This window comes from Parafilimonas sp. (genome assembly GCF_051953455.1).
Lineage (GTDB): Bacteria > Bacteroidota > Bacteroidia > Chitinophagales > Chitinophagaceae > Parafilimonas.
In genome coordinates, this window is the sequence record NZ_JBQCIT010000026.1 from 57,589 (window position 1) to 82,654 (window position 25,066).

22 protein-coding genes and 1 pseudogene are annotated in these 25,066 nt (G+C 39.7%); 8 read left to right on the forward strand and 15 right to left on the reverse strand.

What is annotated here, in order from left to right:
* The first annotated feature begins 4 nt into the window (after window positions 1–4).
* A complete protein-coding gene (aroA, locus tag ACTHN6_RS10455; RefSeq protein WP_440435704.1) occupies window positions 5–1,312 on the forward strand; it encodes a 3-phosphoshikimate 1-carboxyvinyltransferase in 1,308 nt (435 codons plus the stop codon).
* Between the two features lie 35 nt (window positions 1,313–1,347).
* The gene (locus tag ACTHN6_RS10460) at window positions 1,348–2,352 is read left to right on the forward strand and encodes a chorismate synthase (protein WP_440435705.1); all 1,005 of its coding nucleotides are present in this window, start codon (window positions 1,348–1,350) and stop codon (window positions 2,350–2,352) included.
* Here the strand turns inward: ACTHN6_RS10460 and ACTHN6_RS10465 are convergent.
* The 4 genes from ACTHN6_RS10465 to ACTHN6_RS10480 all read right to left on the reverse strand — a co-directional run bounded on the left by ACTHN6_RS10465 (window position 2,349) and on the right by ACTHN6_RS10480 (window position 5,658).
* Window positions 2,349–3,353 carry a PorP/SprF family type IX secretion system membrane protein gene (locus ACTHN6_RS10465; RefSeq protein ID WP_440435706.1) on the reverse strand — a complete coding sequence of 335 codons (1,005 nt, stop codon included), beginning with the start codon at window positions 3,351–3,353 and terminating at the stop codon, window positions 2,349–2,351. The genes ACTHN6_RS10460 and ACTHN6_RS10465 overlap by 4 nt on opposite strands.
* A gap of 95 nt (window positions 3,354–3,448) precedes the next feature.
* A complete protein-coding gene (gene upp / locus ACTHN6_RS10470) occupies window positions 3,449–4,102 on the reverse strand; it encodes a uracil phosphoribosyltransferase (RefSeq protein WP_440435707.1) in 654 nt (217 codons plus the stop codon).
* A 164-nt stretch (window positions 4,103–4,266) separates the two neighbouring features.
* Window positions 4,267–4,908 (reverse strand): response regulator, encoded by a 642-nt coding sequence (locus tag ACTHN6_RS10475; protein ID WP_440435708.1) that lies wholly within the window; start codon window positions 4,906–4,908, stop codon window positions 4,267–4,269.
* Window positions 4,909–5,016: 108 nt separating this feature from the next.
* A complete protein-coding gene (locus ACTHN6_RS10480) occupies window positions 5,017–5,658 on the reverse strand; it encodes a sensor histidine kinase (RefSeq protein ID WP_440435709.1) in 642 nt (213 codons plus the stop codon).
* A gap of 671 nt (window positions 5,659–6,329) precedes the next feature.
* On the opposite strand from ACTHN6_RS10480, the gene ACTHN6_RS10485 reads away from it, so the two are divergent.
* On the forward strand, window positions 6,330–7,235 hold the full coding sequence (locus ACTHN6_RS10485; RefSeq protein WP_440435710.1) for an NAD(P)/FAD-dependent oxidoreductase: 906 nt from the start codon (window positions 6,330–6,332) through the stop codon (window positions 7,233–7,235).
* Window positions 7,236–7,313: 78 nt separating this feature from the next.
* Here the strand turns inward: ACTHN6_RS10485 and ACTHN6_RS10490 are convergent, their stop codons facing one another.
* Entirely contained in the window at window positions 7,314–7,610 is a 297-nt protein-coding gene (locus ACTHN6_RS10490) for a SelT/SelW/SelH family protein (protein WP_440435711.1), read from the reverse strand.
* A gap of 81 nt (window positions 7,611–7,691) precedes the next feature.
* Window positions 7,692–8,222, reverse strand: a complete 531-nt coding sequence (locus ACTHN6_RS10495) for a 5' nucleotidase, NT5C type (protein ID WP_440435712.1) — start codon at window positions 8,220–8,222, stop codon at window positions 7,692–7,694.
* A gap of 232 nt (window positions 8,223–8,454) precedes the next feature.
* On the opposite strand from ACTHN6_RS10495, the gene ACTHN6_RS10500 reads away from it, so the two are divergent.
* From ACTHN6_RS10500 to ACTHN6_RS10510, 3 genes are all read left to right on the forward strand, one after another.
* Window positions 8,455–9,876 carry a TolC family protein gene (locus ACTHN6_RS10500; RefSeq protein ID WP_440435713.1) on the forward strand — a complete coding sequence of 474 codons (1,422 nt, stop codon included), beginning with the start codon at window positions 8,455–8,457 and terminating at the stop codon, window positions 9,874–9,876.
* 24 nt (window positions 9,877–9,900) lie between these two features.
* Entirely contained in the window at window positions 9,901–11,262 is a 1,362-nt protein-coding gene (locus ACTHN6_RS10505; RefSeq protein ID WP_440435714.1) for an efflux RND transporter periplasmic adaptor subunit, read from the forward strand.
* A gap of 246 nt (window positions 11,263–11,508) precedes the next feature.
* Entirely contained in the window at window positions 11,509–12,507 is a 999-nt protein-coding gene (locus tag ACTHN6_RS10510; RefSeq protein ID WP_440435716.1) for an NAD(P)H-dependent glycerol-3-phosphate dehydrogenase, read from the forward strand.
* Here ACTHN6_RS10510 and trpB read toward each other — a convergent pair.
* The 9 genes from trpB to ACTHN6_RS10555 all read right to left on the reverse strand — a co-directional run bounded on the left by trpB (window position 12,496) and on the right by ACTHN6_RS10555 (window position 22,345).
* On the reverse strand, window positions 12,496–13,716 hold the full coding sequence (trpB, locus tag ACTHN6_RS10515) for a tryptophan synthase subunit beta (RefSeq protein ID WP_440435717.1): 1,221 nt from the start codon (window positions 13,714–13,716) through the stop codon (window positions 12,496–12,498). The genes ACTHN6_RS10510 and trpB overlap by 12 nt on opposite strands.
* A gap of 105 nt (window positions 13,717–13,821) precedes the next feature.
* Window positions 13,822–14,313: an N-acetyltransferase family protein gene (locus ACTHN6_RS10520; RefSeq protein ID WP_440435718.1), complete on the reverse strand. Its 492-nt coding sequence runs from the start codon at window positions 14,311–14,313 to the stop codon at window positions 13,822–13,824.
* A complete protein-coding gene (locus tag ACTHN6_RS10525) occupies window positions 14,310–15,035 on the reverse strand; it encodes a phosphoribosylanthranilate isomerase (RefSeq protein ID WP_440435719.1) in 726 nt (241 codons plus the stop codon). The genes ACTHN6_RS10520 and ACTHN6_RS10525 overlap by 4 nt, the downstream gene beginning before the upstream one ends.
* Window positions 15,036–15,125: 90 nt before the next feature.
* The gene (gene trpC, locus ACTHN6_RS10530) at window positions 15,126–15,929 is read right to left on the reverse strand and encodes an indole-3-glycerol phosphate synthase TrpC (protein WP_440435720.1); all 804 of its coding nucleotides are present in this window, start codon (window positions 15,927–15,929) and stop codon (window positions 15,126–15,128) included.
* Window positions 15,926–16,918 carry an anthranilate phosphoribosyltransferase gene (trpD, locus tag ACTHN6_RS10535; protein WP_440435721.1) on the reverse strand — a complete coding sequence of 331 codons (993 nt, stop codon included), beginning with the start codon at window positions 16,916–16,918 and terminating at the stop codon, window positions 15,926–15,928. Before trpD ends, trpC begins: the two co-directional genes overlap by 4 nt.
* Window positions 16,919–17,005: 87 nt before the next feature.
* Entirely contained in the window at window positions 17,006–17,596 is a 591-nt protein-coding gene (locus ACTHN6_RS10540; RefSeq protein WP_440435722.1) for an anthranilate synthase component II, read from the reverse strand.
* Window positions 17,597–17,637: 41 nt separating this feature from the next.
* Complete coding sequence (locus tag ACTHN6_RS10545) at window positions 17,638–19,050, reverse strand: anthranilate synthase component I family protein (protein WP_440435723.1); 1,413 nt, start codon at window positions 19,048–19,050, stop codon at window positions 17,638–17,640.
* Window positions 19,051–19,345: 295 nt separating this feature from the next.
* Window positions 19,346–20,794 (reverse strand): sulfatase-like hydrolase/transferase, encoded by a 1,449-nt coding sequence (locus tag ACTHN6_RS10550; RefSeq protein WP_440435724.1) that lies wholly within the window; start codon window positions 20,792–20,794, stop codon window positions 19,346–19,348.
* A 162-nt stretch (window positions 20,795–20,956) separates the two neighbouring features.
* Window positions 20,957–22,345, reverse strand: a complete 1,389-nt coding sequence (locus ACTHN6_RS10555; protein ID WP_440435725.1) for a sulfatase-like hydrolase/transferase — start codon at window positions 22,343–22,345, stop codon at window positions 20,957–20,959.
* Between the two features lie 175 nt (window positions 22,346–22,520).
* On the opposite strand from ACTHN6_RS10555, the gene ACTHN6_RS10560 reads away from it, so the two are divergent.
* Both ACTHN6_RS10560 and ACTHN6_RS10565 read left to right on the forward strand, forming a co-directional pair.
* Complete coding sequence (locus ACTHN6_RS10560) at window positions 22,521–23,636, forward strand: acyltransferase family protein (RefSeq protein ID WP_440435726.1); 1,116 nt, start codon at window positions 22,521–22,523, stop codon at window positions 23,634–23,636.
* A 103-nt stretch (window positions 23,637–23,739) separates the two neighbouring features.
* Window positions 23,740–25,066: pseudogene (locus ACTHN6_RS10565) on the forward strand (hypothetical protein); the annotation flags it as partial.

The following is a 25,066-nucleotide window of genomic DNA, read 5'->3' on the forward strand; positions in this document are numbered from 1 at the left end:
TATAATGAAAGCAATCATAAAAGGATACGGCTTTAATAACTTCTCTTCAGTAAAGGGAGGCAGCGTTCATGCGCCTGCATCCAAAAGCTCCATGCAGCGTGCCTGTGCAGCAGCGTTGGTGAGAAAAGGTGAAAGCATTATCCGTAATCCAGGCAAGAGCAATGATGATATTGCAGGATTGAATGTTATACAAACTTTAGGCGCTGAAGTGGAGAACCTGGAAGATGGAAGTTTGAAAATTATAAGTGATGGCATAGATCCCGTTTCATCTGTTGTAAATAATGGTGAAGCGGGTTTGGGTATTCGTATGTTTACACCAATTGTTGCATTGAGTAAAAAAGAAATGTTGATTAACGGTGAAGGTAGTTTACTTACACGCCCAATGGATTTTTTTGATGAAGTAATGCCGCAGTTAGGTGTACAGATTGCATCTAATGAAGGTAAGCTTCCGATAAAAATACAGGGACCTTTGCAACCAAAAGATATTACAATAGACGGTTCGTTGAGTTCACAGTTCTTAACGGGTTTATTGCTGGCCTATGCAGCAAGAGATGCAAAGAATGTAACTATTAATGTAACTAATCTTAAAAGCAAACCTTACGTTGATCTTACTCTAAGCGTAATGGAATCCTTTTTATTAAAGGTTCCTGAAAACCGCAACTACGAAGCATTTTATTTTGAGGAAACTCCTGATACGGAAAGCGGCGATTTTGTTGATTACACGGTTGAAGGCGACTGGAGCGGTGGTGCATTTTTATTGGTGTTTGGCGCTATTGCAGGCAATATAAAAGTTGCAGGACTGGATATAGCATCAACACAGGCCGATAAAAAAATACTGGAAGCTTTGGAAAGCTGCGGTGCACAATTGCTGATCGGTGAAAAAGAAATAGAAGTTGCTCCATCAGGTGATGGCCTTAAGGCTTTTGAATTTGATGCAACGGATTGTCCCGATTTGTTTCCACCACTGGCTGCATTAGCGGCTTGTTGTAAAGGCATCACAAAAATTACCGGTGTTCATCGTTTGGCGCATAAAGAAAGCAACCGCGCCTTAACTATTCAGGAAGAATTAGGCAAGGTGAATATTAAAGTTGTGCTGAATGATAATGTAATGGAGATTGAAGGCACAAGCGACATTAAAACTGCAACCGTTCATTCGCATCACGATCACCGCATTGCCATGATGTGCGCTTTGCTGGCCTTAAAAGCTGATGGCGAAACCACGATTGAAGTGGCCGAAGCCATCAATAAATCATATCCTGATTTTTACAGACATTTACAATCTTTAGGTATTTCAATAAAAACTGAAGATTAAATTGCAAACATAAAATTCCATAAGGGTTAAGGGGCATGAACGCATTTGGCCGCATATTCAGGGTAACAATTTTTGGCGAATCGCATGGAGAAAGTGTGGGCATTAATATTGATGGTATTCCGGCTGGTTTATCATTAAGCGTAGAAGATTTTTTGGAAGATATTGAACGCCGCAAAGGTGGCACTCAAAAAGGCACCACGCCGCGGCAGGAAAGCGATCTTCCCATTTTTAAAAGCGGTGTTTTCAATAATAAAACAACGGGTGCGCCACTTACTATTCTTTTTGAAAATAACAATACACGTTCCGGTGATTATGCAAAACAGCGTGCCGTGCCACGCCCGGGCCATGCTGATTTTGTGGCCAGTAAAAAGTTTGGAGGTTTTGAAGATTACCGTGGTGGCGGCCATTTCAGCGGAAGGTTAACCGTATGTTTGGTAGCAGTGGGCGTTGTTGCAAAAAAACTTTTGGCAGCAACCCAATCTATAAAAGTGGCTGCTGCAATATTGGAAATAGGCGGCGAACCTGATCTTGAAAAAGGCCTGCAAAAAGCCATTGATGCCAAAGACTCCATTGGCGGTATAGTTGAATGCCGCGTAAATAACTTACCGCTTGGTTTAGGCGAACCCTTTTTTGATAGCGCTGAATCTTTACTGGCACATGCTGTATTTGCTATTCCTGCTGTGAAAGGTGTTGAATTTGGCGCTGGTTTCGCGGCTGCAAAAATGTTTGGCGCAGAACATAATGACGCCATTATAGATGAATCCGGGAAAACAAAAACCAATAACGCTGGAGGTATTGTAGGCGGCATCACCAATGGCAACGAGCTTATATTCCGCATTGCTGTTAAACCTACGTCATCCACACCAAAAGAACAGCAAACACTTAACTGGGAAACCAATCAAATAGAAAAATTTTCTGTAAAAGGGCGCCACGATCTCTGCATTGCATTGCGGGTGCCGGTAGTGCTTGAGGCTATTACAGCCATGGTACTTACAGATTTAATGTTGCTTGAACAGCGCATTCCACGCATACTTCATTAAAATTTCGGGCAGGGTACAAATTTGCCGTCGGGATGTTTCATAATGTAAATCAATGAAATCTCAATGCCGCCGCGGCTTTCAGAAGCTGTTTTGAGGTCAGAGATATTTATATCGTAAGTAGCGCCAACACGCAAATCGTTGAACTCAAGGCCGAGATAAGGTATGAGCGCATCTCCAAAACGCATCCAGGCGCCGCCATAAAAACTTGTTGGATTTTCAGATTCAGGATCTCCGGCCATAAACTGCATGGCGCCGCCTATGAGCGTTTCTGTTGCTCCGGCCTGCGTACTGAAAAGCCCGCTCAGGTGCAAAGTGGTTTGAACGCCTACAGGAAAATATCCGCCGGCATGAATAGTGGCCCTTGGATATAAATCGTAATTAACGCCTGTAAATTCCTGCTTGGGGCGGTTAATATGGTACAGGCTTACACCGGCATAAAAATTATTACGGTCGGTGGTACTCATGGAGTAAAGAATGCCTGCATTTAAATCGAAGTAATTGGCTTTAAGCGTTGAATTATTAAAAACTTCCTGCGTGGGATTTGTAAAACCCGCTGCCGTTAACTGGTCTTCAAACGTTAATTTGGAAGTATTGATAAGCATATTGGAATAAGTAGCCTGAAAACCCAAACCAAGTTGTTTGAGGCCATCTTCATCCAAACCTTTATGATAAGCTGTTGAAAGCGAAAAATAATTAAAGGCCACAGCGCCGGCAGCGCTTTTATCGGTATAACCCATTAAGCCTACGCCCCAGGTATCATTATAAGGAATTTTATTGGCAAGAATAGGAAAATCAACAGAAGCTGTAGCTGTTTGATAAGCCCTGTTAATGGTAGGCCATTGATTACGGTAATTGAAAGCGCCACGCACCATTCCGTTAAACTTACCTGTAAAAGCCGGGTTAAGCGTCATGGGTGATGAGAAGAATTGGGAAAAATGCGGATCCTGGGCAATGGTTGTTGCAGTAATCAATAAGCAAAAGATGGTTACAAATAATTTCATTCTCGAAATTTAATAAAACGGGCTTTTTTCAATTTTATTGAAAATAAATAACATTTTTTAAGACAAAGAGATATAATTAAAGCTGCATTCGTTTATCAGAATTGTGTTTTAAGGCCAAAAGCGAGATCGCCTGCGTCTCCCAGGCCCGGTACAATATACCCTTTCGCAGTTAATTCATCATCAATATCACCGCACCAAATATATATTCTTTCTCCAAATTCCCTTAATAGATATTCTATTCCCACAGAAGCAGCAATAGCAGAAACGATATGTATTTGTGAAGGGTTGCCGCTATTTTTCAAAGCCTGTAATGCGGCTACAAGCGATGACCCGGTTGCCAGCATAGGATCGGAGAGGATTAATATCCTGTCATCAAGAGAAGGAGCGCTAAGGTATTCAAGGTTTATCTCGAAGCTCCCATCGCGGCGGTGCTTGCGGTAGGCGGAGATAAAAGCATTGTCAGCTTTGTCAAAGTAGTTTAATAATCCCTGGTGCAATGGTAGCCCGGCCCTGAGTATGGTTGCCAGCACAGGCTGCTGCGCCAGCACTTTGCTTGAATGAAAGCCCAGCGGGGTTTGAATTTCTTTTTCTTCCCAGGGCAAAGTTTTGCTTATTTCAAAAGCAATGGCTTCGCCAATGCGTTCGAGATTGCGGCGAAACCGCATGCGGTCTGTTTGCACTTCTGTATTTCTGATCTCGCTTATCCAGTTAGTGAGTAAGCTGTGCGTGGCGCTCAGGTTGGTAACCATGGCACGAAGATAGAACGTTTTCAGGTTTATAAATTACGCCGGAATTGCAGATTTTAAACCTTTTTGAAGTTTTTGGCAGGAGAAAAACATAATTGATTTTGCAACGGAAAATGGTGCCTGTAAAGTGGTTATCCGGGAATGAGTTATGAATTTCGGCTGAATATTTATAAGGAAACAAAATTTCTTCTTATCGCTTCAAGCGCCATACCGGTGCGGCTTTGAACATTAAGTTTTTTAAAGAGGTTTTCGCGGTAGCCGTCAACTGTTCTTTCTGAAACATGCATAGTAGCGGCAATTTGTTTATAAGTAGCATCGCTGCAGGCAAGCTGTAAAAATTCTTTTTCCTTATCGGTAAGCTGCAATTCTTTTTCTTTCTCCTGGTGCTGCAGCAGGCGGCGGTAATTTATATTAGCCGCATCTGAATTGTAATAACCTTTTTTATGAATTTCAAGAAGCGCTTTGTTCAATTCTTCAGGATGAATATCTTTTAGAAGATAAGAGCAGCAGCCGGCTTTAATCATGCTGATAATAGTGGCGTCGTCATCTTTCATGGAAAGCGCAACAAGCTTTATGGCAGGATATTTTTCAGAAAGATATTCTGCGGTTTGCCTGCCATCCATCACCGGCATATTTACGTCAAGCAGAATTATATCGGGCTCGATTTTTTTTATTTCAAGTTTATTGATGAGGTCTTTACCATTCATGCCTTCTGCAATAATGGTAAAACCTTCAAGGCTGCTTATGAGAAGGCTGAGTGATTTTAAAAATAATTGATGATCATCTGCTATGCCTATAGTAATATTCATGATTGTAAAGTTTCGCAGTTTTGAAGCCTGGTTATCTAAAGGTGTGATTTTTTTTAATATCTATAAATGAAATTTTAGTTTTCCTGAGTAAAGACGGCTTGTCATCAGTTAAGCAACATCTTGATTATTTACAGGTATCTTAATCTGTAATGAATATTTGTTGATTTCATTATACTGCCACTTAATCATGCCGCCAAGCAATTGAATGCGTCGTTGCATATTGTTTGAAACACCATTCTTTAACGGGTATGCAACGTCTGCGAGAACTATTTCAACTTCAAACAAATTTAGTCCACCTTTTAACCGGATGGTAATGCATTTGGCAGAACAATGTTTGCCGATATGCTGCAATGCTTCATGAACTACCCTGAACAGCATTATCTGGACGCCGGGCTCTAACGACAGCTCTTCTCTATTGCTTATAATAGCAACCTGGGCCATGCCCTGCGCATTTATTCTTTCTTTTTCTGCTTCCAGGTGACTGATAAAATTAAAATGGGGAAGCCATCCATTGTGCAGGGTTTTTGATAATGAGCGCAGGTCAACTATTGCTTTTGCGAGCGTATGTTCCGCAGTCTTCAATGTGTCGGGCGGCTGTGCCAGTTCCATTGCCGTCATGCCAAGCAATAATTTGGTTGTACTTAATAACTGGCCTATATTATCATGCAATGCCATGCTTATCTGGCTTAACGAATATTCCTGTGTTTCGAGTTGCGATAACAGTAATTCATGTTCGAATCTATATCTCATTTTTACCCGGCTTTCTTTTTTATTTCGCTGAAGCATTAATTTATAAAGATGCACTTATTAATATAAGTGCCGTTGACACGATCATTATTGAAATAACAGGTGTTGCATAAAGCTGCCAACGCTTAATAGAAGCATTTTGTAATTTACAGATTACTTCAGGCATTCGCGATAATTTCGTTTCAAATTGTAAGACGCTATAGCAACCGGAACAACCAACATGCCAATACATAAAAGGAATAACACGGGTTAATTTGCAGGCTATTGGTTTTATTTAGTTTAATTAATATTGTTATAAAATGTTTACTGTTTTAATATAAACGATATTCAACAAGTTTTTATAATTTGTTACAGCCAATAAATACGGATACTTTCTTTGCTACTTTTCCGGTCTTTGTTTAATTACTTTTCAAGTACAATGTTCAGCTTTTTATGATTATTATGAAAACGTATTTTACGCATTTAAACAATGGGAATTTTCCCGTTTGCAAAGTGGCTGTTATTACATAAAGCACCCATTTTCTATGAGGATATTATTTTAGAGATTAATTAAAAGTGTTTGTTGCTCAGGCAAATTTTGTTGTCATGTGCAGTGTTCCTGCTATTGATTAAAAAATCTAATATTTATAAATGCAACATTGTTGCATTTATAAAAAAGCCGGTATATTTGCTTTATGACTGATAAAAATTTTGAAGTAATTATTATAGGCGGAAGTTACGCCGGGCTTTCAGCAGCAATGACGCTGGGCCGTTCGCTGCGCAGCGTTTTAATTATAGACAGCGGCTTGCCCTGCAACAGGCAAACACCTTATTCTCATAACTTCATTACACAGGATGGGAAGGAACCCGGCGCTATAACCCGAAAAGCCAAAAGCCAGGTACTAAACTATTCTAACATACAGTTTATAAACGGGCTTGCTGTTAACGGAAAAAAAATGGGAACAGATTTTAGTATCACCCTGCAAACAGGTGAAGTCTTTGTCTCAAAAAAATTGATTTTTGCAACGGGCATAAAAGACATGATGCCGCCCATAAAAGGCTTTAGCGAATGTTGGGGTATTTCTGTTATACATTGCCCGTATTGCCACGGCTACGAATTCAGGAGCCAAAAAACAGGTATACTGGCCAATGGCGATAAAGCATTTCATATAGCTTCACTGGTTAATAATCTTACAGATGATATTACAATATTAACTTCAGGCAAAGCGGGGTTTACAGCCACGCAACTTGCCAGGCTGCAGCAACATAACATACAAATTATAGAAGCTGAAATTGCAGCGATAGAACACGAGAATGGTCATATAAAGAATGTGGTTTTCAAAGATGGCGATAAAGCTGGTTTTAATGCAGTGTATGCTGCCATTCCGTTTGTGCAACATTCAGATATACCCGTTTCGATGGGTTGCGAGCTGACTGAACATGGATATATAAAAACGGATACCTTTCAAAAAACAACCATTGACGGTGTTTTTGCCTGCGGCGACAATGCCGGCATGATGCGGTCTGTAGCTAATGCCGTGGCAGCAGGCAATATTGCAGGGGCAATGGTAAATAAAGAGCTGACAGAAGAAGTGTTTTAAAGAATTGGATTTCGGTTAGCTGTAGTATTCAGTAAGAGAGGTATAATATAGTTTTCTGTTTTATCATGTGCACCGTTATTAATCTTTACCTGCAGTATGCCCGTTTTCACTATGACCCAAATTTTTATCCGGCGCCACAATATCCCGCACCAATTGTTTCAATTCTTTTATTTCGGGAAAACGGCCCGCTTCCTTACGGTCGAATATTTTATTACCATCAATGTAAATAATATACCGGCCGTTTAATGCCGCAGGTTGTAGCAATACGCCCTTTAATTCACCGGTAAAAGTAGTGAGCAGTTCCTGCGCCATGTAGGCAGCACGCAGCAGCCAGCCACATTTTGGACAATATTCTATGGTTACAGTTGGTTTCATTATTTTGATTTATTATAAGCATACAAGCAACACCAATGCAAAGAGAAGATGAGTTTAAACGCAAAATTTTGAATTATCCATCTATGGCATTCCTTCAAAGAATTTCTTTGCCTCAAGCCAGTTATCCATTCTTTCATACTCCTTATAATGTATATTATGCGGCGCTGTGAATACAATAGGCCTGCCGGGAAAAACGGAGAGATTGAAATCATGGTCATCAATTAATACATCGCCTTTTACCAAATGTTTGTTGCCACAAAATATTCTTTGCTTCCAATGGATGAAAGGAAAATGCTTATCGAGCCATTCATATTTATCCGTGAAAGAATATTTGAATTCCATTGCAGCCGATACAATATATATTTCATGCATTCTGCTTAAAACCTCTACGGTTTCTTTTGCATCCTGTATAACGGGCAGGTCTTTGAAAAATCCCTTTTGATGCGGGTAGCTTCTCACGAGTTGCTTATGTTCATCGGGTACTATCTGGTAAAAATGTTTACCGGGAATATCTGCTTTGGTATAGCGGATACCAAAATCTCTTTCATACCATTCAAAAAACCGCTCTACGGCATCGGCTAACACATCATCCATATCTATTAAAATGCGCATACAAATTATTTTCCTTCAAAGAAAATAAAACACCATTACTTCGCAAACAAAAATTGTTTTTGCAATAACCAACAAACACTTTTCTTAATAACCAGCAGTAGTTTCAACAAGCCAGTTTTCCGTTTATATAAATTTTAGGAGTTGGCACAATTGCTTTCTTTTATTTTTGTTTTAATGAAGCAGTCTGAAAATCTTAATTATAAATATCATCTGCTTTAAACATGAGAAAAAAATGATGAAATATTTTATAAGTTTTCTTCTTCTCTTTTCGCTTGAAAAAATAAATGCACAGGATACTGCAACCTGGGATCTTCGCAAATGCGTGGATTATGCTATAGCGAATAATGTAAGCGTACTGCAGGCCGACGTTCAGGCCAGGCTTGCCGCACTGGATAAGAAACTGGCCAACTGGCAATCCATTCCAACCCTTGGATTTAATACACAGGCTGGTTACCAGTTTGGCCGCAGCATCGATCCTACATCGAACCAATACACCAATAATAAGATATTTTTTCAGAGCTATGGTTTGCAGGCAGGTGTTACATTGTTTAATTTTTTCAGTATAAGAAATAATCAACTCTCCTCGGCTAAAAATGAAGAAGCCGCAAAAATTGGAATAGAGAAGGCCAGGAATGATATTGCTTTGAATGTAGCAGCATCTTATCTGCAAACACTGCTCGCGGTAGAGCAAACGAATATTGCAAAAGTGCAGATTGATCAAACCCGTGCCCAACTTGATAATACAAGGAAATTGGTTGATGCGGGCAGCATGCCTGAATTGAATGCGGCACAACTTGAATCGCAACTGGCAACAGACAGCTCCAATTATATTACTGCACTGGGCACAGCAGATCAAAACCGGATTCAACTGATAGCAATGCTTAATTTGGATGAGTCCACGCCATTCAGGGTAGCCACGCCGGATGTTGATAAAATTCCTATTCCGGCATTGGCTGAGCTTGATCCTGCTTATGTTTACCAGTTGGCTTTGGGTAGCCAGCCTTTGCAACAATCAGACAGTGTGCGTATTCTTTCAGGAGAATATGCTGTAAGAAGCGCAAGAGGTGCTATGTATCCTACACTAAGTTTATATGGGCAATTAGGCAGCAATTATGGCAATAATTATTATGAACAAACCGGTTCATTTCCCTATACTGATACAACCCATACCAATGACCCCAGATATTATGTTGTTAACCACCATGAATTACCCTTATATAGTAAAGTGCGTTATTTTAAACAAATCGGTAATATCAATTTTAGCCAGGGTATAGGCCTGCAATTAAACATACCCATCTTAAACGGAAGGCAGTTAAAAACCAATTACGACCGCGCCAAACTTAATCTTGAAAATTACAGGCTGCAAAAGCGCACGGATGATTTAACATTGCAGCAAAATGTGTATACTGCATACAGCAATTCGGTGGCGGCTTTGGCGAAATATAGTGCCACAACAAAAGCCGTGCAAACACAGCAGTATGCGTACGACCTTGCTACAAAAAGATATGAGATAGGCATTCTTTCAACAATAGATTACATTACCATTCAAACCAATTTATTTACAGCCAAAATTAACCAGGCGTCTGCCAAGTACGATTACATCTTTAAAATGAAGGTGCTCGAATTTTATAAAGGCCAGGGCGTACAGTTTTAAGATGAATGCATAAACTTTTACATTATGAGTAAAAAATTAAAATGGATAATCGGGATACTGTTAATACTAATTGTACTGCTTGTTATTTTAAGCAAAGCAGGTGTTTTGGGTAAAGATGAAGGCATTGAAGTTACCGCTGAAAAAGCCGCTACACGTACCATTACCGAAACAGTAACTGCCACAGGAAAGGTGTTCCCTGAAATTGAAGTAAAAGTGAGCCCTGACATATCAGGTGAAATCGTGGAGCTGAATGTGCAGGAAGGTGATACAGTGCGCCGCGGCCAGGTGGTTGCCAAAATTTATGCTGATATATATTCTTCACAAAGAGATCAGGCTGCTGCCGTAGTAGCTCAATCCCAGGCGCAGGTAGCCAATTCGCAGGCACAACTGGGTGCATTGAAGGCCACATTGGACCAGGCAGAAGCTGCCTACAAACGCCAGAAAACGTTGCTTGATCAAAAGGTGATCTCACAATCTGAATTTGAAACTGCCCAGCAGGCTTATGAATCAGCGAAAGCTAATTTTATTGCTGCACAAAGCGGCATCAATGCCAATAAAGCCAGTGTACAAAATGCTCTTGCAGGGTTGACCAGCGCCAACAAAGATTTACAGCGCGCCACCATTACCGCGCCCATGGATGGCGTTATAAGTTTATTAAGCGTAAAGAAAGGTGAACGTGTTGCGGGCAACAGTTTTAATGTGGGCACGGAAATGATGCGCATAGCCGATCTCAGCAGCATAGAAGTGCAGGTGGATGTTGGTGAAAACGATATCCCTAAAGTAAAGCTGGGCGATACGGCCATCGTTGAAATTGATGCTTTTAATAATCGTAAATTCAAAGGTGTTGTGTATAAGATTGCCAATCCGGAAACATCTGCCTTAACCAGCAGTTCCGGCTCTTCCTCCACTTCTGTAACCAACTATGAAGTGCATATTCGCCTGCTTCCCAACGATTATAAAGACCTTATTATAAAAGGGCAGCCTTTTCCTTTCAGGCCAAATATGACAGCCAGCGCCGATATTCAAACGCAAACACACACGAATGTTTTGACAGTGCCTTTGAATGCTGTAACCACGAGAAGCAGGGAAGATGTATTGAAAGCTGATTCAACTAAAAATAATAAGACCGGCAGCACTGTAAGCAGCAACGCTGACAATGATCTTGCAGAAGTTGTTTTTGTGTTGCAACCGGATGGTAAGGTTAAAATGAGCGAAGTAAAAACTTCTATTCAGGACATTAATAATATTGAAGTTAACAGCGGTTTAAAAACCGGTGAACAGGTAATTACCGGCCCTTACGATGTTGTAAGTAAAACGCTTAAGAACGGCGATAAGGTTAAGGTGGTAAATAAAGACCAGCTTGTAAAAAGTTTTGAGAAGAAATAAGTAGATTGACTGAGGCATAAGGTGCAGGGGCGGGAGAAAGTTCCATTGGAAAGGCGAAGCCGCCTGATGGATGTTTGAAGAATGATTATGCTATATTATTTTCTTTGTTGTTATTCAATAATTGTGCAACTGGCTCAGTTTTTTAAACTGAGCCAGTTTTTTATATGATACCTTAAACATGTGATTAACACGTGAAATTCATTGTTTGCTTGTTTTGCTTCTATCTTTGATATTCTAATTTACGATATGCAATTCGGAGTAATAGGAAGCGGAAGCTGGGCTACGGCCCTCGCAAAAATTTTAACCGGTAACAGCAATAATATTTATTGGTATATACGTAATACTGATACCATTAATCAGCTTGCACAACGCAGGCATAATCCTCATTATTTAAACAGCGCTTCCTTTAATACAGATTTATTGCAGCTAAGCAGTAACATCAATTATGTGATTGAAAAAAGCGATGTGCTGGTTATGGTAATTCCATCAGCTTATGTGCATCAATCTTTGAGCGCCCTGAATAAAGATGTGTTTACAGGAAAGAAAATAATCTCTGCTATAAAGGGCATTCTGCCTGAGAAAAACCAATTGTTGAACGAATACCTGGCAGAGAATTTTGATGTGCCGCTGGAAAATTATTTTACCGTGCTGGGCCCTTGTCATGCTGAAGAAGTGGCAGCCGAAAAATTATCTTATCTTACTTTTTCCGGGCTTGATTTAAATATAACCAAACAACTTGCCGTCAGTTTTAAAACAGAATTTATCAATACCGTTACAAACACTGATATATTAGGCGTACAATATGCTGCTATATTAAAAAACATTTACGCATTGGGCGCCGGTATTGCACACGGCCTTGAATACGGCGATAATTTCTTAAGTGTTTATATAGCCAACGCTGCCAATGAAATGGTTAGGTTTTTACGCGAAGTGAAACATGAAGCTTCTGACGTTCAGCTTAACTATTCAGCTTCTGTTTATCTTGGCGATTTGCTTGTAACCTGCTATTCTTTATACAGCCGTAACCGCATGCTGGGTAATATGATCGGAAAAGGATATTCCGTTAAAGCGGCCCAACTTGAACTGGGGATGGTGGCGGAAGGTTATAATGCGAGTAAATGCATTCATATCACCAATCAAAATCTCGGCGTGCAAATTCCGATAGCTGAGATTATTTATAAGATTTTGTGGGAGCAATTACAACCCGCTGAAGGCTTTGCCGCCATTGAAAATTTATTGGTTTGATTCCATGGCTTTCATATAAGTAGCCAAATCTTTATCACCTCTTCCACTTAAACAAATTATAGTAACATCGGTTGGTTTAAACTTCATCTGTTCCAATGCCGCCAATGCATGCGCAGATTCCAGGGCCGGAATAATACCTTCCATTTTGGTAAGATTGAAAGCTGCATCCAGCGATTCTTTGTCAGTAGCGCTTAAAAATTTTGCACGGCCACTTTCATATAAATGTGCATGTAATGGCCCAATGCCCGGATAATCCAATCCCGCAGAAATGCTGTGCGGCTCTACCACCTGGCCATCAGGCGTTTGCATTACGAGGCTTTTGCTGCCATGCAAAACTCCCGGTTTGCCAAGCTGCGTTGTAGCTGCGCTCATGCCGCTGTTAATGCCACAGCCTGCAGCCTCCACAGCCACCAGCTGCACCTGCAGGTCATCTAAAAAATGATAAAAGGCACCGGCTGCATTGCTGCCGCCGCCCACACAGGCCACTACATAATTTGGAAATTCAGTGCCCTCTTTTTCTTTTAATTGCTTTTTTATCTCTTCACTTATCACGCTTTGAAAACGCGCCACCATATCAGGATAGGGGTGAGGGCCAACCACAGAGCCTATCACATAATGTGTATCATTAGGATTATTGATCCAGTCGCGGATAGCTTCGTTGGTGGCATCTTTCAATGTTTTGCTGCCGCTTGTTGCGGGCAATACCGTTGCACCCAGCATATGCATACGCGCTACATTAGGCTGCTGGCGTTCCATATCCACTTCGCCCATATATACAATACATTCAAGCCCCTTTAATGCACAAACTGTTGCGGTGGCCACGCCATGCTGCCCGGCGCCCGTTTCTGCAATAATTCTTTTCTTGCCCAGTCGTATAGCAAGCAATACCTGGCCAATGGCATTGTTTATTTTATGCGCGCCGGTATGGTTTAAATCTTCCCGCTTTAAATAAATTTTTGTATTGAATTGTTTGCTTAAACGTTCTGCCAAAAATAAAGGTGTTGGCCTTCCCACATAATCATGCAGCAAATGCTGAAACTCTTTCTGGAAGCTATCTTCATACATTATCTGCAAATACTTTTCCTTTAGTTCCTCCACATTACGTTGCAGCATTTCGGGAATATAAGCGCCGCCAAAATTTCCATAATAACCAAAAATGTTTGGTTGTTTATATGTGCCTTTATTATTGGGTGTTACTATGTTTATCATCACTCGTTAATTATCGTAAGAAATATTTTTTATGATACAGCTTTTGCAGTGCTATTGAACACGGTTGCGTCGCAACACTGCGGCTGATGAATTGCTATTGAGCTTTTACAGCATCAACTGCATAAAAATTAAATCAAGCCATTTATCAAATTTATAGCCTACCTCTTTTAAGCAGGTTGTTTCCACAAAACCAAATTGTTTATGCAAGGCAATGCTGGCTTCATTGTCAGCAGTAATGCCCGCAATCATTGTATGCAGGTTCATTGCCCTGGCAGTATCAATTAACGGCTGCATTAATAATTTTGCAATTCCTTTACCGCGTTGCCCCGCTTTCACATACACAGAATTTTCCACCGTATATTGATATGCCTGCCATGCCCTGAATTGACCAAATGTGCTGAAGCCAACGATGTCATTATTTTCTTCTGCTACAAACACAGGAAAGCCTTCTTTTTGTTTTTGAGCAAACCATTCTTTCCGCATTTGCAATGTTTGCAAATCGTAATGAAATACAGCCGTTGTATTTTGAATGATATCATTATAGATATCAAGTATTGACTGCAGATCGGCTGCTGTTGCTTTACGGATTGATATCATGGCCTGGTATTTTCTTCAAACAAATTGGGCAGCAAGGGTTCGCTTAGCCGCTTTTTAAAAGCTTTTATCAGTTCAATATCTTTTACACCGGGCATTAATTCAAATTTGCTGTTGATGTCAATTGCAAACAGGTCTTTTGCTGTTGCATGAGTAGCGAATTTTTTTATTTCATCCGCATCATCGGGCGATATGCCGCCTGCTAAAAAGAACGGCTTTTGAATATCCAGGCCTTTTAAAAGCTGCCAGTTAAATTTTTTGCCGCTGCCGCCAAATGAAGTTGTTTCTGTATCGAATAAAAACATATCGGCTGCTTCATAATAATCTTTTATTTTCCATTCCACATTATCATCATTGCTCAGCCGGAATGCTTTAATAACAGTTATATAATTTGATATTTTTTCACAATAACGCGGCGATTCATTCCCGTGCAATTGCACCAGGTATAAACCGCAATCATCTACGGTTCGCAGTACTTCATCCACGTCTTCATCCACAAAAATTCCCACCTTATTTATTTTGCCGCGTATTTTCTTTATAGCTGCAGAAGGCATGCTTTTATAAACATATCTCGGTGAAGGCCGGTAAAAATTAAACCCTGCGAATTCCACTCCAATCTCGTTTAGCTGGCTTACCTGTTTGATATTGGTAAGCCCGCAAACCTTAATCCTGAAATGGTCCCGCCGCTTTATATTACCGGCAGCCTGGTTATTTAATTCAGTCATGTTTGTTGCTGAATGTTGCAGTTGTTGGAAGATTCATATTAAACTTCTGAGTCTTCAAACAACTTCGTCAATAAATTAATTACTGCATGCTTAAAAAGCAGATTTCATCTGTTTTTTAAGCGCTTTCATAAATTCAGCAAAAGCAACCGCAGGTTTTGACGCCTTCATAAAATTTTCGCCAATTAAAAATCCTTTAAATCCAAAATTGTGTAAAGCTATAATTGTTTCAACATCCGAAATACCGCTTTCAGAAATCACAGGCTTATCTGCCGGCAAAAGTTTTATCAGGTCTTTTGAAGTTTGTATATCAGTAACAAAAGTTTCGAGGCTGCGGTTGTTAATGCCGATAATATCTGCTTCATCACAAATATGCCCGATCTCTTCTGCCACATGTAACTCAAGCAATACTTCAAGGTTCAGCTCTTTGGCTTTTACAGCAAGCTGTTTCACTTGCTCTTTTGATAAACAGGCTGCAATAAGAAGTATAACATCTGCGCCGTAAGCCTTGGCTTCATATAACTGAAACTCATCTATTATAAAATCTTTGCGCAATAAAGGAATATCCACTTCAAGCCTTGCAATTTTTAGTTCTTCTATGTTGCCTCCAAAAAAATCTTCATCTGTTAGAATTGAGCTGGCTGCAGCGCCGTACTCTTCATAAGCAGGAACGACTTCACCAATGTGTATATGTTGATTGATCCAGCCTTTTGAAGGTGATTTTCTCTTAAACTCAGCTATAATATTTGGCTGGCCGTTTAACAAACACTGCTTAAGAGAAAGCCCTTTGCCATTGAAATCTTTATTCAGCGATTTTAAAAAATCAATATCCATGATTGATTTTTTTTCGGCTACCTCCAGTTTCTTTTTTTCTATTATTGTTTGCAGGATATTCATTGCAGCGAAATTAGTTTTTGTAACGCAGAATATGCTTTTCCTCCATCAAGACTTTCTACCGCTGCGTTATAAGCGTCGTTATAATTTTTATAATTGCCCGTGCATTGCAGGGCCATGGCCGCATTGGCAAGCACTACTGCATTTTGCGCCCATGAACCATCGCCTTTTATAATCTGCATAAAAATTTTTGCTGCCTCATCGGTTGTATTTCCACCCATAATATCACGGGCGTCAACAAACCTTTTTCCAAGTTCCACCGGCGTTTTAATTTTTTCGCCGCTATTGGTTATAACCTTTGTATCGTTAGTAAGCGATATTTCATCATAACCATCAAGGCCATTGATAATGGTAAAAGGCCTGCCGCTTTTTTGCAACAGATAATTATAAATTCTTGCCATTTCCAGGTTATACACGCCTACTAACTGAAACGCCGGTGAAGCAGGGTTAACCATCGGGCCAAGCATATTGAAAAAAGTTCTTAAACCAAGATTTTTGCGAAGCGGCCCCACTGTTTTTAAAGCAGGATGAAACAAAGGCGCATGCATAAAGCAAATATTGGCTTCTTCTATTTCAGCTTTCAGCTTTGTATTGTCGGCTTTAAATTTATAGCCTATTTGCTCCATTACATTGGAGGCGCCGCTCACAGAAGTTGCTCCATAATTACCATGTTTGGCAACTTTCTGTCCTGTGCCGGCAACAATAAAACAGGCGAGTGTTGAAATATTAAAAGTGTTTTTTCCATCGCCGCCGGTGCCAACAATATCTATTGTTTTATGGCCGTTCAAATCAACTTTTACACAAAGCTCAAGTAATGCATCGCGAAAGCCTTCAAGCTCTTCAATGGTAATGCTGCGCATTAGAAATACGGTTACAAAAGCCGTAACTTCTGTATCGTTATATGCACCTTTTGAAATGTTGATTAAGATTTCCTTTGCCTGTTCGTAAGGCAATGTTTTGTATTCAAACAAGTATTGTAAAATTCTTTTCATATCCTATCCCCTAAAGAGGAATTTATAAAGTAATTAATTTTTAAACGTTTTTGTTTAATAACATAGATGACTAAATTTTAGTCCGCTTCAGAGATGGGAGCTTAACCAGTTCCGCATGATCTTTTCCCCATCCGGCGTAAGCACACTTTCAGGATGAAACTGCACACCCTGCACATCATACGTTTTATGCTGAAGTCCCATTATAAAACCGTTTTCATCTTCTGCTGTAACTTCCAGCTCTTTGGGAAAATTTTCTTTGCTTACAATCCAGGAATGATAACGCCCAACGGGAAAAGTTTGCGATAAGCCTTTAAACAAAGCGCTGTTAACCGTTGATTGCTGGCCGTTAACTGTTGTCACCGGCGTTGCTACACCATGAAATACACTGGAAAGATTGGTAAGTTGTCCGCCAAAAGTTTCAGCAATTGCCTGGTGCCCAAGGCAAACACCAAGTATAGATTTTGATGGCGCATATTCTTTAATTAAAGGCAACAGCAAACCGGCTTCGGACGGGATGCCGGGGCCGGGCGATAAAATGATTTTATCATATTCCTTTATTTTTTCCAGCGGTATTTTGTCGTTGCGGTATACATCAACTTTTTGATGCGTTATTTTTTCAACAAGATGGACAAGATTATAAGTAAATGAATCGTAGTTGTCGAATATTAATATTTTCATTTTAAATAAGTCCATTGACCATGGACCATGGTCTATAATCATTAAATTGTTTGGGCTATTTCAATTGCCTTTTTAAGTGCGCCTAATTTATTATTCACTTCCTGCAACTCGTTTTCTGGGTTTGATGCGGCAACAATACCGGCGCCTGCCTGGTAATGCAATGTATTTTCCTTACTTAAAAATGTGCGTATCATAATGGCCGTGTTGCAGGTGCCGTCAAATCCTATGAACCCTATACAACCTGCATAATACCCACGGGTGGTGGGCTCAAATTCATCAATCAATTGCATGGCTTTATACTTTGGTGCGCCGCTTAAAGTGCCCTGCGGAAAAGTAAGGGCAATCAATTCAAACGGGTTTGCATCTTTGCCCACGTTGCCAATAACCTCACTTACCAGGTGAATAACATGCGAGTAATAATATACCTGCCTGAAATAATTTACATGCACATTATTGCAGCAACGGCTAAGATCGTTGCGGGCAAGATCAACGAGCATGGTATGCTCTGCATTTTCTTTTGCATCTTCCAATAAAGCTTCAGTAAGCTCACTGTCTCTTACCGCATTGCCGGTGCGTTTAAATGTGCCGGCAATAGGGTGTACAATGGCTTTTCCGTCTTTAATTATCAACTGCGATTCGGGGCTTGAGCCCATGAGTTTATAATCGCTGTAGTCAAAATAAAATAAATAAGGCGATGGGTTCACGCTGCGCAATGCGCGGTACACGTTAAACTCATCGCCTGTAAATTTTTGCTGAAACCGCCTGCTTAAAACAATTTGAAAAACATTACCGCGAATGCAGCTTTTAATGCCCTTCTTCACCATTTCCATATAATCATCATCAGAAATATTCACTGTTTCGGTTGCCTGGAGTTTGAAAGGAAATACAGGCACGTCCCTGCTTCTTATGAGCGATTCTATTATATCCATTTCGCCCCGCAAGCCATTGATAACATTCTCGCATAAATACATCTCATCCTTAAAATGATTTATTGCGATTACATATTGATAAAGCCTGTAACGCATTACGGGAATTTCGGGCGTTTGCTTTTTGCTTTTTAATTCTATTGTTTCAAAAAACTGAACCGCATCATATGTACAATATCCAAATAAACCCTGCGCAATTTTTATATTATTATCATCCGTTTCGTTTAATTCAAACTGCTGCATAAAGTCCCACAATAAAGAAGGTACATTGGTTGTTTCATTAAGCGGTTTTTTTTCAGGCTTATGATTAGGGTATTTTAATTCTATTTCTGAAAAGCTGGTTATTTCAATGCCACCTATGGCATTAATGCCGATAAAGGAATAACTATTTTCAGCCGAGTGATGGTCTGTGCTTTCAAGCAATATGGTATCTCTGAACCGGTCTCTCAACCGCAGGTATATGCCAACAGGCGTGTAAACATCTGAAAGCATTTTTTTGTAGCGTGTTTCTATCCGGATCTTTTTCATTCTTATAATTTTTATTTTCCGTGGCCTTGTGAAATCTTTTATTATACATTCCCTGTGTAATAATAACTTAATATAGGCGCTTCCTGTATCAATAATTTTTCTTTAATGTGTTTACAAACAAACAGCCCCGGTGTTGCCGGGGCTGTTTGATATTATTATAATAGCAATAGCATTACATACCCCTGGAAAAGTTTGTATGCCACCACCAATTTGTATTTAAGCTTAATTTTTTCATTTGTGCGTTGCGAATGTAAAACAATTTTTAAATCATCAAAATTATTTTGCAGAATTATCATTAGTGAAGCTCTGACATCGTTTTTAAAAAATTCTTGCTCAATTTTTTTTCATCAGGCGTTAATTCCGATTCAATAAGCGGATGTTCCTCAAAGGGATCAGCGGCAAGATTATAAAACTTTCCGCCCTTCGGATTATCTGTTGTATCGTATTGTTTATAAACTGAGTTTTGCATCCATCTTCGCAAATGCGTTAAATCTCCCTCAAACTTGCCGGCGCCGGGATAATGATTAAAAACCCAGTCTCTATAAATATAAGACTGCCCTGTTAATTGAGGGGCAAAGCTTACCCCATCTGTTATACCATAAGAAGCTGGTATTGAAACCTTTGCTATATCTGCAAGAGTTGCCATAAAATCGACAAAACTTATGAGTGAAGAATCTTTTTTGCCGGCAGGTACCAAACCGGGACAATAAGCAACCATCGGCATGTGTGTACCAATGTTTAAAGGTGAAGACTTTCCTCCCGGAACTATAACATTATTAGCCTCGCTGTGAATAATATTGGCTGTGCCGTTATCTGCAGTAAATATAATAACAGTGCTGTCTGCAATGCCGGCGGCTTTTACTTTATCAATTAATTGCCCAATCAGTTTATCCATATAATTTACCATTGAAGGAAAATACAGCGTATCATCCAGGCTCCTTGGCCCTTTTGGATTCCACGATGCAAACGCAGGGTCGTCCGGCATAGGGCTAAAAGGGGCATGGCATAAATCTAATGCCCAATAAACGAAAAACGGGTTTTTATTGGCATTGCTATCTATAAAATCAAATACATAATCCCTGAACATATCCTGGCCAAACTTACCATTGGTTGCACTGTCTGGTAAGTAACCCCCGTTTTCATATATCTCCGGATTTTTATAAAACCTATTGGCAGTTTCTTCGGCTCCCCCACTATTTAAATTAAAGGCGTTATTTACCATGTATTTATCAAATCCAAACAGTTTAATTGAATTATCGCCGCCATCAAGTTGCCATTTACCGGAAGCACAGGTGGCATAACCTGCCAGTTTAAATACGTTGGCAAAAGTGCGCTGAGACTGATCCAGTATGCCCCATGTAGTATAATTCCTGAAATTATATTTGCCGGTTAATAACATAAACCTCGAAGGAGAACATAAGGCACTGCCGTAACAATTTGTAAACTGTGTACCGTTTGCCGCCATAAAATCAAGGTTAGGCGTTTGGTAAGATTGACCGCCGCAAAAGGTTGGGATTTCGTAGCCCACATCATCTGCCAGGATTAAGATCACATTCAGGCGTGATTTAGATATTACAGGAGGAGTGGGAGTTGTGTCAGCCGGGTTGCCGGGAATATCAGGCGGGGAAAGGTTTCGCTTATTGCAGCTTGCAATCCCTAAGAAAACAGGTACAATTAAAAATAACCATATAACGCCGTTAAGATGTGGGAATATCCTCACCTGTTTGGCAGTAGTCGTTTTCATAACAGATAATTAGAAGTAAGTTACTTGCATAGAGAGCAGCAGGTTAAGGTTAATGGCGGTAAAAGTATTGAAAAATGCAATTAATTACAAAATTGATATGAGGCTGAAAGTTTGATTGGATTGTTATTTTGCAATAAACTCTCTCTTTCTTAAAATTGTTTATTAATTGTGATAAGCGTCTATAACGCTTTGCAATGTTACTGTTTCTTTTTGCTCATCAATCGTTTGTTCGTTTTCCGGTATTGGATTTTTTTCCAGGAAATCTTCTGCATAATTTATCAGGCTTGTTTGATTACTATAAAGCTTATATTTTTTATCCATTGCCCAAACAACCGGAGGGTCGGCATCCGGTCCGCGTTGATTTAAGTCATACCAATTATAACTGTATTGCCTTGCTTCTGCATTACTACTTCCCATTAACTGATCAAAAAAGCTAATGCCATCCAATGTACCATAACCGGGAGATACGCCAACACCTGCTGCCGCTGCGATGGTTGGCAGAAAATCAACCAGGTCAACCAGGTTTCCGTTTTTCGAAGGGGAAATATGGCCCGGCCAGTAGGCCGCAAATGCAAGATGGGTGCCTGATATTTTGGTGTGGCCTTTACCGCCACTGATGTATGCACCCTGAAATTTTGAATTGATCTCATCATCTGTTCCATTATCGCCGGCTATAAATAATACCAGCGTATTCTGTTCAATACCCGCTGCTTTTAATTTTGCCAAAAGCCTGCCCATATTTTTGTCATAATATTTTATCATCGATTTAAAAAATATGGTATCAGAAAACGATTCCCGTTTGTATGGATCCCAGGTAGCAAACTCAGGATCATCGGGTGTTGGCGAAAAGGGTTTATGACAGAGATTAGGTGCATAGTATATAAAGAAAGGTTTCTTTGCTTTATTGGAGCTGTCGATAAAACCAACCATGTAATCCATAAAAATATCTTCCGAATATTTTCCTTCCATTTCAGATTCCGGGCGGTAAGCGCCATTTTCATAGATAGTTGGGTTTTTATAAAGTCTTAATGTGGGAGAATTATTTTCTGATGCAAGCTTGAAAGGATCGGTTATGCAATATTTATCAAAACCAAAAGTTACCAGCCCTGTGTCGCCATGGTTAAACTGCCATTTACCGGCGGCACAGGTTGCATATCCGGCAGATTGAAGTATATTGGCGACTGTTCTTTGATCCAGCTCCAAATTTGCCCATGAGTTATCTCCATAATTCCTGAAATTGTATTTCCCGGTGAGCAGCATAAAGCGGGAAGGTGAGCACATCGGGCTTCCATAACACCTACTAAACTGCATCCCCTGTTCGGCCATTGCATCTATGTTTGGAGTAGCGTAAGATTCGCCACCTGTAAAACCGGGCACTTCAAAGCCCACATCATCACCCATAATTAATATAATATTCGGCCTGGAGCCTGGCAAAGGATCGGGGATAACCGGCGTTGCCGGATCAGTTTTTTTGCAGGCAATACCTGTTACCATTATAAAGATTATAAGATAAAAAGCTGATCGCAGCGGGCAGGAATAAACAGTATTCATTATTGGTTTCTGTAAAAATGTACACGAAATAAGTAATAAAAGATAACTTTTTATAAGAATCCATAGATTAATCATGCAATTTTAATTTTAACAATTTCAGCTTTCTTAATATCGATTTCATATTATTGTTTTTTATTACTGAAATAATGGCCTTATAAGTTTTTAAAAACCGTTTATGCAGCCGGTTAATTCTAACAACTCTTTTTCATCAAGATTGCTTTCCCTGGATTTTATGCGTGGCTTTATAATGGTATTGCTCGCGCTTGAAAGCACGGGTTTATATGAACATATTTTTGATTCATCTTCCGAAGAAAGTGTTTTTCGCGGCTTTATGGAGCAGTTCTTTCATCACCCATGGAATGGCCTGCATTTCTGGGACCTCATTCAACCCGGCTTTATGTTTATGGCCGGCGTTTCCATGGCTTATTCGTTAAGAAAGCAAAAACAGCTGGGTTATACATGGAACACATCGTTCAAAAAAACGCTCAGGCGCAGTGCCTGGCTGTTCTTTTGGGGCGTGCTGGATTATGCTGTGCGCAAATCAGGATTATCGTTTGAATTGTGGGATGTATTAACGCAGCTTTCTTTTACAACACTGGTTACATTCTTAATTTTTGAATGGAGCGTCAAAGCACAAATATTTTTTTGTGTTTTTATTTTATTGCTCACGGAAATTTTATACCGTTTTACCAATGTGCCGGGTTTTAGCCAGCCTTTTACCGACCAGCATAATTTTGGAAACTATGTTGACCTGTTGCTGATGAATAAAATAAATAGCGGCGGCTGGGTAGCTATTAACTGCATTCCAACATCAGTGCATACAATTGCCGGCGCTTTGGCAGGCAAATTGTTTTTAAGCAGTTCAAAAAATAAATTAAAGCCGCTTGTGTTATGGGCATTTATATGTTTGATTGTTGGTTATGGCCTGGATATTGTGCATATAACGCCCATTATTAAACGCATTGCCACATCATCTTTTACATTGGCATCTCTTGGCTGGTGTTTACTTGGCCTGGCGCTTTGTTACTGGTGGATTGATGTGCTGGATCACAAAAAATATCTCAGGTTTTTTGTGATAGTTGGCATGAACTCTTTATTTATTTACCTGTTTTTTGAAATAGTGGGCCATCGCTGGTTTAATGATTACATAACAGCCATAAGCGGCGGGCTGATGGAAATTATAAAAGTGCCGGACCTGCCTGCCTCCATCATTTCATCGCTTTGTATTTTCGCGCTGGAATGGGGCTTATGTTATTTTTTATATAAAAAGAAAATATTTTTTAAGTTGTAAATATGATAGCAGGTTTTTTGAAAAGAGAATTTAATAACGTTGTAAAAGGCAAACAATTATAAATTCAATCTTCATTTTATCTTTACCCGCATAACACATCGGCTTGGTTAAAAATATCTCAAAAATATTGTTGGGTTTAGGCATTGCAGTAGTTGCATGGATATATATCTGGCCAAACCTCTTATTGCTGATTATAATTTATGTGCTTATAGCATTTTTGTTGTTATGGCCAAAAATATTCCTCCGTTTTATAATTGGTCTTTTTGCACTCTTATTATTGATGTGGCTGCTGATTCAGTTACCGCCTGTTCAAAATTATATTGCCGGTAAAGTTGCTGCCAAACTATCTGCCGATTTAAAAACTACGGTGAAGATAGGAGAGGTGAATTTTTCTTTGTTCGATAAAATGAACCTCAACAATACCTTTATTCTCGATCAGCATAAAGACACTTTATTAAAAGCAGGTTCTCTCAAACTGCGTATAACCGATTGGTTTTTTCTTAAGAAAAATATTGAACTGAAATATATCGGTATTGAAGATGCCGTTATTAACCAGCAACGCAGCGACTCTACCTGGAATTATCAGTTCCTGATCGATCATTTTTCTACACCCGGCGAAGCAAAAAGGCAAAGCAGGAATATCGTGCTTAAAATTCAGAAGCTCGATTTAAAAAATGTGGTGTATGTAAAAAATGATTTGTGGCGCGGGCAAAAAACAATTTTAAAAACCGGCAGCCTGCTGGTTGACGCCGATAATATTGACATTTCCAAAAACCTTATCCTTATCAATTCAATTGATATGGATAAAACATCGTACAACATTGAAAATTTCGACGGCATTGATAAAACACCAGGGAAAGTAACGCTAAGAGATACGGGACGCATGTATTTCAATCCCGGCAATTTGCGTGTGCGTGTGTCAGCTTTAAATATTACAGATTGTTTTTTTGGAACCGGATGGCGAAACGAAATAACACAGGAAGGCGTTTTTAACGGAAGAAAACTTATGGTAAGTAAGATTAACGGAACCATTAAAAACCTTAATTTTCTTAGAGACACCATAACGGCTAACATTGACATAAATGCTGCTGAGAGAAGCGGCTTGCGTGTAAGAAAGCTGCAGGCACAATATAAATTAACGCCGCAGAAAATGGAGTTTTCAAAACTGCTTTTGAAAACGAACCGAAGCACCATTACAAATTATTTTGTAATGAAGTACAAAGATTTTAATAAAGACATGGCCGACTATACAAACAAAATTGTTATGACGGCCAGTATAAAAAGCAGCCAGGTTTACTCAGACGACATTGCATTCTTTGCGCCGGCGCTTGCCAAGTGGAACCAGCTATTTACGCTCGGCGGCACTTTTAACGGTACCGTTAATGATTTTACTGTAAGAAATCTTTTTGCGAAGAATGGCAATAACACCT

Bases quoted from the DNA above. Each gene is read 5' to 3' on its own strand.
- aroA (WP_440435704.1), top strand. From the start codon at position 5: ATGAAAGCAATCATAAAAGGATACGGCTTTAATAACTTCTCTTCAGTA.
- ACTHN6_RS10460 (WP_440435705.1), top strand. From the start codon at position 1,348: ATGAACGCATTTGGCCGCATATTCAGGGTAACAATTTTTGGCGAATCG.
- ACTHN6_RS10465 (WP_440435706.1), bottom strand. From the start codon at position 3,353: ATGAAATTATTTGTAACCATCTTTTGCTTATTGATTACTGCAACAACC.
- upp (WP_440435707.1), bottom strand. From the start codon at position 4,102: ATGGTTACCAACCTGAGCGCCACGCACAGCTTACTCACTAACTGGATA.
- ACTHN6_RS10475 (WP_440435708.1), bottom strand. From the start codon at position 4,908: ATGAATATTACTATAGGCATAGCAGATGATCATCAATTATTTTTAAAA.
- ACTHN6_RS10480 (WP_440435709.1), bottom strand. From the start codon at position 5,658: ATGAGATATAGATTCGAACATGAATTACTGTTATCGCAACTCGAAACA.
- ACTHN6_RS10485 (WP_440435710.1), top strand. From the start codon at position 6,330: ATGACTGATAAAAATTTTGAAGTAATTATTATAGGCGGAAGTTACGCC.
- ACTHN6_RS10490 (WP_440435711.1), bottom strand. From the start codon at position 7,610: ATGAAACCAACTGTAACCATAGAATATTGTCCAAAATGTGGCTGGCTG.
- ACTHN6_RS10495 (WP_440435712.1), bottom strand. From the start codon at position 8,222: ATGCGCATTTTAATAGATATGGATGATGTGTTAGCCGATGCCGTAGAG.
- ACTHN6_RS10500 (WP_440435713.1), top strand. From the start codon at position 8,455: ATGATGAAATATTTTATAAGTTTTCTTCTTCTCTTTTCGCTTGAAAAA.
- ACTHN6_RS10505 (WP_440435714.1), top strand. From the start codon at position 9,901: ATGAGTAAAAAATTAAAATGGATAATCGGGATACTGTTAATACTAATT.
- ACTHN6_RS10510 (WP_440435716.1), top strand. From the start codon at position 11,509: ATGCAATTCGGAGTAATAGGAAGCGGAAGCTGGGCTACGGCCCTCGCA.
- trpB (WP_440435717.1), bottom strand. From the start codon at position 13,716: ATGATAAACATAGTAACACCCAATAATAAAGGCACATATAAACAACCA.
- ACTHN6_RS10520 (WP_440435718.1), bottom strand. From the start codon at position 14,313: ATGATATCAATCCGTAAAGCAACAGCAGCCGATCTGCAGTCAATACTT.
- ACTHN6_RS10525 (WP_440435719.1), bottom strand. From the start codon at position 15,035: ATGACTGAATTAAATAACCAGGCTGCCGGTAATATAAAGCGGCGGGAC.
- trpC (WP_440435720.1), bottom strand. From the start codon at position 15,929: ATGAATATCCTGCAAACAATAATAGAAAAAAAGAAACTGGAGGTAGCC.
- trpD (WP_440435721.1), bottom strand. From the start codon at position 16,918: ATGAAAAGAATTTTACAATACTTGTTTGAATACAAAACATTGCCTTAC.
- ACTHN6_RS10540 (WP_440435722.1), bottom strand. From the start codon at position 17,596: ATGAAAATATTAATATTCGACAACTACGATTCATTTACTTATAATCTT.
- ACTHN6_RS10545 (WP_440435723.1), bottom strand. From the start codon at position 19,050: ATGAAAAAGATCCGGATAGAAACACGCTACAAAAAAATGCTTTCAGAT.
- ACTHN6_RS10550 (WP_440435724.1), bottom strand. From the start codon at position 20,794: ATGAAAACGACTACTGCCAAACAGGTGAGGATATTCCCACATCTTAAC.
- ACTHN6_RS10555 (WP_440435725.1), bottom strand. From the start codon at position 22,345: ATGAATACTGTTTATTCCTGCCCGCTGCGATCAGCTTTTTATCTTATA.
- ACTHN6_RS10560 (WP_440435726.1), top strand. From the start codon at position 22,521: ATGCAGCCGGTTAATTCTAACAACTCTTTTTCATCAAGATTGCTTTCC.